General features: G+C 25.3%; 9 protein-coding genes. 2 read left to right on the top strand and 7 right to left on the bottom strand.

Features of this window, described 5'->3' with window-relative positions:
• Nucleotides 1-67: 67 nt before the first annotated feature.
• Both recX and EJJ37_RS19025 read right to left on the bottom strand, forming a co-directional pair.
• Entirely contained in the window at nt 68-706 is a 639-nt protein-coding gene (gene recX, locus EJJ37_RS19030; protein WP_133017025.1) for a recombination regulator RecX, read from the bottom strand.
• 13 nt (nt 707-719) lie between these two features.
• Nucleotides 720-1961, bottom strand: coding sequence for a M16 family metallopeptidase (locus EJJ37_RS19025; protein WP_133017024.1), 1242 nt, complete (start codon nt 1959-1961; stop codon nt 720-722).
• Nucleotides 1962-2173: 212 nt separating this feature from the next.
• On the opposite strand from EJJ37_RS19025, the gene EJJ37_RS19020 reads away from it, so the two are divergent.
• Nucleotides 2174-2860 carry a response regulator transcription factor gene (locus EJJ37_RS19020; protein ID WP_133017023.1) on the top strand — a complete coding sequence of 229 codons (687 nt, stop codon included), beginning with the start codon at nt 2174-2176 and terminating at the stop codon, nt 2858-2860.
• Entirely contained in the window at nt 2850-4364 is a 1515-nt protein-coding gene (locus tag EJJ37_RS19015; RefSeq protein ID WP_133017026.1) for a HAMP domain-containing sensor histidine kinase, read from the top strand. Before EJJ37_RS19020 ends, EJJ37_RS19015 begins: the two co-directional genes overlap by 11 nt.
• A 123-nt stretch (nt 4365-4487) precedes the next feature.
• Here the strand turns inward: EJJ37_RS19015 and EJJ37_RS19010 are convergent, their stop codons facing one another.
• The 5 genes from EJJ37_RS19010 to EJJ37_RS18990 all read right to left on the bottom strand — a co-directional run bounded on the left by EJJ37_RS19010 (nt 4488) and on the right by EJJ37_RS18990 (nt 8408).
• Nucleotides 4488-5480 carry a DUF4179 domain-containing protein gene (locus EJJ37_RS19010; RefSeq protein ID WP_133017022.1) on the bottom strand — a complete coding sequence of 331 codons (993 nt, stop codon included), beginning with the start codon at nt 5478-5480 and terminating at the stop codon, nt 4488-4490.
• A complete protein-coding gene (locus tag EJJ37_RS19005) occupies nt 5473-6039 on the bottom strand; it encodes a sigma-70 family RNA polymerase sigma factor (RefSeq protein ID WP_133017021.1) in 567 nt (188 codons plus the stop codon). Before EJJ37_RS19005 ends, EJJ37_RS19010 begins: the two co-directional genes overlap by 8 nt.
• 190 nt (nt 6040-6229) lie before the next feature.
• Nucleotides 6230-6637: a hypothetical protein gene (locus EJJ37_RS19000; RefSeq protein WP_133017020.1), complete on the bottom strand. Its 408-nt coding sequence runs from the start codon at nt 6635-6637 to the stop codon at nt 6230-6232.
• A gap of 29 nt (nt 6638-6666) precedes the next feature.
• A complete protein-coding gene (gene ymfI, locus EJJ37_RS18995; protein WP_133017019.1) occupies nt 6667-7410 on the bottom strand; it encodes an elongation factor P 5-aminopentanone reductase in 744 nt (247 codons plus the stop codon).
• 65 nt (nt 7411-7475) lie between these two features.
• Nucleotides 7476-8408: a metallophosphoesterase gene (locus EJJ37_RS18990; RefSeq protein WP_133017018.1), complete on the bottom strand. Its 933-nt coding sequence runs from the start codon at nt 8406-8408 to the stop codon at nt 7476-7478.
• Nucleotides 8409-8662 lie beyond the last annotated feature (254 nt).

The raw sequence follows: 8662 nt of genomic DNA, 5'->3' as shown, positions 1-8662 counted from the left end.
AATACCTAATATTATTACAAATAAACATATAGTGTAAGAGAGTATTTCATTCATTAAGATTTCCCCTTTATTCTAAATCTTCTGATTTGACTATAGATTTAACAACATCCTTAATCAAATCATAATCATACCCCTTCCCCATTAAAAATCTATACAATTTCTGTGATAATTTATATTCATCACTTTCTCTTTTAGATAAAATCTTGTATTTTTTTAATGCCATCTCATGTACAACTTCTCTTATTTCATCTTTATCTAGTTTTTCTAGTTCTTCTTCAATTATATTTTCATCTATTCCCTTTTGCATAAGTGTATATTTAATCTTCTTTTTTCCTTGATTTCTAGCCCTGTCTTTTACATACATCTTTGCATAATTGGTGTCATTTAATAAATTATACTCTCTCAAAAAATTTATTGTTCGTTTAATTATATGGTCTTCATATCCTTTTAATGCTAACTTATCTCTTAACTCCTTTTCACTTTTATAGGTTCTTTCAATTACTCTGAGAGCTGAATTTTTACACTTTATATAATTGTCTTCATCTGCTAGTTTTTTCAAACTTTCAACATTAATTTGATCTTTAACTTTTAAGTTTTCCTTATAAACTAATTCTGCACTTATAGAAAAAGCATATTCATCATCAATATAAATATTTACTCTTTCTTTATTTCTTTTACCTAATTCAATTTTAGTTATTATATTCATAATTATTGCCACCTTATGAAGATTTTAATATATGAATAGTAGGGTCATTTAAAACTTTATTTGCTACTTCATATATTTCATCAGCAGTTATTGTATTTAATCTATCCATATCTTTTAAAAATTCAAATATATCTTCACCTTCTAAGCTTTGACTTAATATATAACTACATAACTCAACCGAATCTTCTAATGTAGATATAACTGCAGTTTTATGAACTTTCTTCATTACATTTAAATCATTCTCTCCAATTATTATATTTCTAAACTTAATATCCTTAAAAATTTCTTCAATTGCATTAGCAGCATCATCAATATCTTCTTCATCAACAGCTGTATACACATATAAAGTTCTTACATTTTCAGTAATATCTAAATGAGAGTATATGTCATATGCTAATCCTCTATTTTCTCTTACTTCTCTAAATAATAAGGAATTAGCACTTTCTCCTAATCTGTGATTTAATATTCTTAATGGCAACTCATAGTTCTTATCTAAATCATAAAATGTAAATAAATAAATTATTGTACACAATTCTATATTTTCTTTAGTAGTTACCTTTTTTATATTTCTATTTTTTTCATCTTTAACTACTAATTCAATCCTTTCCTTTGTTTCCCATTTACTAAAATGCTTTGATATTTCTTCAAAAGCCTCTTCATGAGATAATGAGGATACCATAGTTATCAATGAATTATTAGGAATATAATACTTTTTATAATACTCATAAAGTTCTTTTTTAGTAAAACTTTTTACATTTTCATCTAATCCTGCAACATCATATCTTAATGAACTATTCTTAAATGCTACTTCATTTATTTTTTTGAAACTAAAATCTTCTACACTATCTTTACTTGATCTTATTTCTGCTAATATTACTCCTCTCTCTTTTTCAATTTCTTCTTCTGGAAACTTAGAGCAAATTAACATATCACTTAATATTTCTATAGCACTTTTTAATTCCTCTTCTAAGCAGCTTATAGAATAAACCGTTTGAGAGAAATCCGTATACGCATTATACTCTCCACCTAAGGCTTCTAAATCATCATTTAACTTTTGAAAGGTTCTGTTTTTAGTTCCTTTAAATAACATATGTTCTATATAATGAGAAATTCCCTTTTCATTTAAACTCTCATTTAAAGCCCCAACCTTTACACCTATGTTAATTGATGAGATTTGGGTATCTTTCTTTATTGTTATCACTTCTAAACCATTTTCTAATTTATGCTTTTTTACATCAAAATTTATTTTTACCATCGCGTCTACCTTCCCCCACCTATATAATTCTATCTAGAATTATAATATAATATGTTTGATATATAATTACAACACATAATATTCTGTAATCCATTTTATCCCTTATAATATAATTTTTATATTAATTACTATGAATTATTCTATATCATAGTTTATAATTAGATAATAATGTTTTATAATTTATGTAACAAACTACTTTTAAAGGAGGCATTATGAACAAAACAATATTAATAATAGAAGATGAATTAAAAATAAGATTTCTTTTAAGAGATTATCTAAAGGCAGAAGGTTTTAATATTTTAGAAGCTTCTGATGGTGATGAAGGATTATTTGTTTTTAAAAACAATAAAGTTGATCTTATACTTTTAGATATAATGATGCCAAAAATTGATGGAATAACGGTATTAGAAACTATCAGAACAGTATCTAATCTTCCAATAATTTTATTAACTGCTAAAGGTCAAGAAGAGGATAAGCTATTTGGATATGAGATGGGTGCTGATGATTATGTAACAAAACCTTTCTCTCCTAAGATATTAATTGCCAAAATTAAAGCTTTATTAAAAAGAACAGTTTCTGATGAAGATGACTTTAATCCTTCTCAAAACTACAATGGCTTAACTATAAATAAATTAGCTCACGAAGTAAAAATTAATAATGAACCATTAACACTTTCTCCAAAGGAGTTTGAACTTTTAGTTTACTTATCTGATAATATGGGAATAGCTTTAAGTAGAGATGTAATACTAGATAATGTTTGGGGAATAGATTACTATGGCGATTTACGAACTGTAGATACAAATATTAAGAGATTACGTGAAAAGCTTGGAGAAAAGTCTAATTATATTGTAACTGTTAGAGGAAGTGGGTATAAATTTGAAGTTCAAAATGAAAAATAGTATTTCAAAAAGAATAACATTAATAACTTTTGGTCTTATATCAATGGTATTTTTACTTACCTTTCTATTTCAAAATATGTTTTTTGAAGAATTTTATTTGTCCAAAAAGACTGAATCATTGATATTAGATGTTAAACGAATTAAAACTTTGTATTCTTATCAAAATTTTAATACAAATAATTTAAGTAATGCTTTATTAAACTATGAAGAAAAAAACAATTCACGTATTGCCATTTTTTCTTTAGATGGTACTATTGAATATTTATCATATTTTGATAAAAATAATATTGAAGATATGAAATCACTTACAGACTTTTGTTCTGAGCTATTATCTGATAATGAGTTAATTAATGAAGTTTTATCAACTAATAAAATTAAAAGTACTATTTTTACTAATAAATATAGTTCTTATAAAAAAATAGGTATAGTATCATCAATGTCTCTTCAAAGTGAAAATGACTCTATACTTATTGCAGTATCATCTGTTCAACCAATAAAAGAAGCATCAAGTGTGATTCGCAGTTTTTATCTTTATTTATTTATAGGATTTTTGATTTTAGCTATTTTCTTATCTAAAATATATTCAAAATTGATAAGTAAACCTCTTATTGATTTAAATAATGTTGCTAAAAGAATGTCTACTCTTGATTTTGATGCTAAATGTGAAGTAAGTTCTGATGATGAAATCGGAAACTTGGCTAGCACACTTAATTTCTTATCATCAAATCTTGAAAATTCACTGCAAACATTACAAGAAAAGAATAATCAATTAGAAAGAGATATTGAAAAAGAAAGAAATCTTGAAAATATGAGAAAAGACTTTGTGTCTAGTGTCAGTCATGATTTAAAAACACCACTTGGAATAATTAGTGGCTATGCAGAAGGGTTAAAAGACGGAATTGTTTCTGGTAAAGATGCAGAAGTCTATCTTGAAACAATAATAGATGAAGCAACTAAAATGAATCTTCTATTAACAAATATGCTTGACTTATCAAAACTTGAATCGGATACTATTAATCTAAACTTAGAATCATTTAACATAGTAAGACTACTTCAAGGTATGGTAAAAAGATTTTCATTAGAGTTACAAAACAAAGAACTAAAAGTTATCTTTAATTTGCCTGAATATGCATATGTAGAAGGGGATATTATGACATTAGAAAGAGTTGTTCAAAATCTGTTATCTAATGCAATAAAATATACTCCTAGAGGAAATGAAATTATTATATCTGTTGTTGAAAGTGAAACAATGTATTTAATTTCAATTGAAAATAAAGGAATTACTATTCCTACTAAAGAACTTGATAATGTTTTTGCAAAATTCTATAGACTTGATAAATCTGGTGATAGAACTAAAAATAGCTATGGTCTTGGATTAGCTACAGTAAAGAGAATCTTAACACTTCATAATAGTGATTTTTCATTAAATAATGGTGAAAATAGTGTTATATTCAAATTTTCCCTAAAGAAACAAGACTTAATATTATTTGACGACTTTGAATAATATTTTTCATCATGTGAAGCCAAAAAATAATGTAAAAATAGGTATAATATAAAGGATGTCTAATGGACATCCTTTTAAGTAAGAATATATAATAATGATTTATATTTATAATATAATCAGAATTTATTTTATATTAATTTCCTTTGTAAATATTGCTTCATTATTAGAAGAACCTTTATAAATGTTAAGCACTAATTTATCACCTTTCAATTTATTTTTATTAAATATAATTTCAGATGAAGTTTTATTCCATGTTTCTTCTTTTAAATCAAGAATATTCCCATATTCATCAGTAACACTTACATTATATGAAATAGATTCTGTATCTTCATCATGCAAAGATGTTATAATTACCTCAAATGGAGTTATAATAACATCTTTAATACCAATTTCCTCATTATTAGTAGAGTTTATTTCAATCTTTTTAGACGAATCCTCCTTCGTATTTACATTAACTTTAAATCCCCAATCTCCTACTCTCATCAACTCTGCTCTATCATCCCCCTCATCAGGTATACACCTAAATAAATTAATTAGTACTTCAAACTCAAAATTATTAGGTATTGGAATTTTTAATGAGCTTAAATCATACTTTTCTACACCTTCAAATGTATTATCATCTATAAAACGCCCTTCAATACCAGCTATACCTGAAGAATCTAATTTCTGATCAGTAAAGCTTAACTTTTCATTATGCTCATATAAGAGTTGAGTTTCGCTAACTCCTACTCCTTCAATTTTAAAAGGGATATCACTTTTTACAATATATGATACATATAAATACCTACCATCAAATATAACCTCTGATAATGTTACTTCCACTCCATTATCTTTTATTGATTGATTGACTGTAGTTACATAGTTAACATCTTTTCCACCATTAATCAATCTATTTTGTAGTTGTTCAAATATTTTTTGTAATGGCGGTATTGAACTTGCTATAGCAGGTTTAGTTATACCTAATATAATAAAGAAAGCTAATCCAGAAGCTATTATTCCTAAAGTATTTTTAGCTCTTTTTCTATTTTTTAATTTATATGCATTATTGAATGAATCTTCTATAAATGTATCTATATTCTTAGGTATTTCTATATTATTGAAATCTTTTTTATTCATATAAATAATTCTCCTTTAATATCTTTTTTAATTCTACTCTCGCTCTAGTAAGATATGTTTTAACAGTATTTTCAGGAATACTCATGATTTCAGCAATTTCTTTGATTTTCTTATCATTAAAATACTTCATTATTATTACTGTTTTATAATTATCTTTAAGTAAATCAACTGCATTATATAAATCTATTCTTTCCTCTAAAGAAACAGTTTCAATATGCCCTATAACATTATATCCTTCGTCTAATTGTTCAATTTTAGAGTTCTTCCTATTCATATCAATAGCTGCATTTATCAGTATTCTGGTTATCCATGTTTTAAAGTAACTTGGATTCTTCAGCTTATGGATATTAAAAACTCCCTTTACTATTGTTTCTTGTAATATTTCTAAAGCTTTTTCCTCATCTTTTACATACATATATGCAATTTTATATAAATCAACTTTATATTTTTTAAAAATACAAATAAAAGAGTTCTTATCTCCATTTATAGCTTTTTTTATAAGTCTACTTTCACTAAAATCAATGGTTGTATTATCACTTATAGTTAGAATATTGCTCATATTTTCCTCCTTAGCATCGATGCTTCACTTATTAGACTTTTCAAAACTAATTAATGTTTCAAATTGTTCTAATTTTATTAACTATTTACATAAAAAACCTCAATAAATATGATTATTATGTTTTTTAATCATATTTATTGAGGTTAATTAAATTTGCGCAATTTATTAAAACAAACCCTTAAATTTTTATTTAAATATAGACTCGATCTATTTTTTTGAAGATTATTTCTTTTTTAACATCTAATGTTTCCCTATCTATCTCTACTTTAAATATATTAGGACAACCTTCTTCTCTCCACTTTCTCATAAACTTTGCATTTGCTTCTAAAATATAATAATAATTTTCATCGAAATCATCTGAAAACTCTAAATATGCTAATTTACTATATCTATCTAACTTTATGTTATTTTTATCTAAATTTTTAATAATTGGTAGAAAATATTTTAATGGAATTTCATATTTATATGTGCCTTTTATTTCTTTTCCATCCATTAAGGCTCTTTTTAGAAATCTATTTTCTTTTTCATCTAACTCTTTAAATCCAAGCTTAAATATTGGCTCATTTGCTCTATTTTTATCTATCTTTATCTTTATCATTTAATCACCACTTTTACTTTAGCTATATATTATAAAAAGCCTCCATCAACTCTAATAATTTGTCCTGTTAAATACTTGCAATCATCTTTACAGAGAAAAATAACTGCTTTTGCAATTTCATTTACATCTCCAAATCTATTCATAGGTATTTCATCAACTAATTGATCTTTTTCTTCTTCACTTAAAAAACTATTCATTTCTGTATTTATAACACCTGGTGCTATGGAGTTCACTCTTATTCCAAAAGGCGCAACCTCTTTAGAAAGTGATTTTGTAAATAGGTTTAATCCACCTTTTGTAGTTGAATATATTACTTCACAAGAAGCTCCTGCTTCACCCCAAATAGATGAAATATTAATTATATTACCGCTTCCTTTTGATATCATATAATTTAACGCATATTTTGATAAATACATAGGAGCTAAAAGATTGGTATTTATAAGACTTTCAAAACTATCATCATTAGCATCTATAAATAATCCAATTTCAGATTTTGCTGCATTATTAATTAATATATCAATTTTCCCAAAAGTATCAATAACTTCTTTTATAAGCTCTTGGCAGTTATCCTTATTTGCTATATTTTTTTTAATTACTTTAGCATAACCTCCTAACTCCTCTATCTCCATTAATGTTGAGTTAGCCCCTTCATCATCTTTAGAATAATTTATAATAACACTTGCTCCATTTTTTGCAAGTTCTTTTGCTATTGCCTTTCCAATTCCACGTGAAGCACCAGTAACTAGTGCAACTTTTCCTACTAAATCACTCATCATTTTCTCCTCTCTAGCTTTATTTATATTATAATTTAATTTTATATTTATATCAAAATAATATATTATTTATTTCTTCTTAACCTTTCTTCCTTAGCATATTGTAAATATGCAGAAACTTCTACAGGCCCTGCAATAATCTTTCTAGTTACCCAAAGTGAACCAGTATCTTGTGCATCAATTACCCACTTTACTAATTCTATTTTTCCTTTTTCTATTTCTATAGCTGTAATAGCTGCTGGATAAACACAACAACCATCATTAAAGTATGGAGGATCATATAAATCTGGGAATCTACTATTATGTGTATGTCCACAAATAATCATTGTACAATTATCTCTAGCCCAGTTTTGCAACTTAATATCTACTCTACTTCGCTTCGTTTTACTCTTTGCTGATCTAGTTGGATCCTTAAAACCAGCAACACCATTTAAAAAACGCCATATATATCTTACTAAAAATTCATTTACCCTCCACATTTCATTGTTCCAAAAATCTATTTGATGTCCATGAGTAACTAATATCTTTTCCTTAAGAGGCTTATACATTAAATTTATTCCTGAATAATACTCATTATTATTTATAAATTTTATAAATTCATCTCCATAATCTGCGCCTATTTTCCTTAAAGCTTTTTCTTGATTTTGCTTAAAATTTTGTTGCTTTTTAACAAAATCATGGTTTCCATAAATACAATAAATATTTTTTTTCTTGCTAAATTTATTAAATATTTTATATATATCATCATAAAAATAAGCTATTTCATTAAAGTTTTTATTTTTCCACAATTCATCACCATCACCCACTTCTATATAAGTATAATCATTTTTCAAGTAATATTTCAATGCTGTTATATATATATTTCTATTGGGTAAAAGAGAGTCTGAATATGTCCCATCACCTCTATGCACATCTGAAATTAATACAATTTTACTTTGATTATCAAATTCTAAATTAAATCCATTTTCATAAATATTATTTAACTCTTTCTCTGACATATAATCTCCAGTTTTTCATATTATATATTTATCCTATGAAAATAATTTGTTATTTGATAATTTCTAATATTTATTTATATATAAAATTTAATATATAGCACAAACTATAATAAGACTTTATTATAAATTAATTTATTAAAATAACCAATGATAAATAAGGAGTAATGAAAATGAATAACTTATTACCAAAAAAGAACCGATTTTTATATAAAATAACTTCATTTATTTTAATTCTATCCACTTTAAACTCTTTA

Source organism: Clostridium cuniculi (genome assembly GCF_004353185.1).
Classification (GTDB): Bacteria; Bacillota; Clostridia; order Clostridiales; family Clostridiaceae; genus Clostridium; species Clostridium cuniculi.
Note: the sequence above shows the minus strand (reverse complement) of the source record. Positions and strands in the feature narration are given on the sequence as shown.

Coding starts and splice junctions, on each gene's coding strand:
- recX (WP_133017025.1), bottom strand. CDS start 706: ATGAATATAATAACTAAAATTGAATTAGGTAAAAGAAATAAAGAAAGA.
- EJJ37_RS19025 (WP_133017024.1), bottom strand. CDS start 1,961: ATGGTAAAAATAAATTTTGATGTAAAAAAGCATAAATTAGAAAATGGT.
- EJJ37_RS19020 (WP_133017023.1), top strand. CDS start 2,174: ATGAACAAAACAATATTAATAATAGAAGATGAATTAAAAATAAGATTT.
- EJJ37_RS19015 (WP_133017026.1), top strand. CDS start 2,850: ATGAAAAATAGTATTTCAAAAAGAATAACATTAATAACTTTTGGTCTT.
- EJJ37_RS19010 (WP_133017022.1), bottom strand. CDS start 5,480: ATGAATAAAAAAGATTTCAATAATATAGAAATACCTAAGAATATAGAT.
- EJJ37_RS19005 (WP_133017021.1), bottom strand. CDS start 6,039: ATGAGCAATATTCTAACTATAAGTGATAATACAACCATTGATTTTAGT.
- EJJ37_RS19000 (WP_133017020.1), bottom strand. CDS start 6,637: ATGATAAAGATAAAGATAGATAAAAATAGAGCAAATGAGCCAATATTT.
- ymfI (WP_133017019.1), bottom strand. CDS start 7,410: ATGAGTGATTTAGTAGGAAAAGTTGCACTAGTTACTGGTGCTTCACGT.
- EJJ37_RS18990 (WP_133017018.1), bottom strand. CDS start 8,408: ATGTCAGAGAAAGAGTTAAATAATATTTATGAAAATGGATTTAATTTA.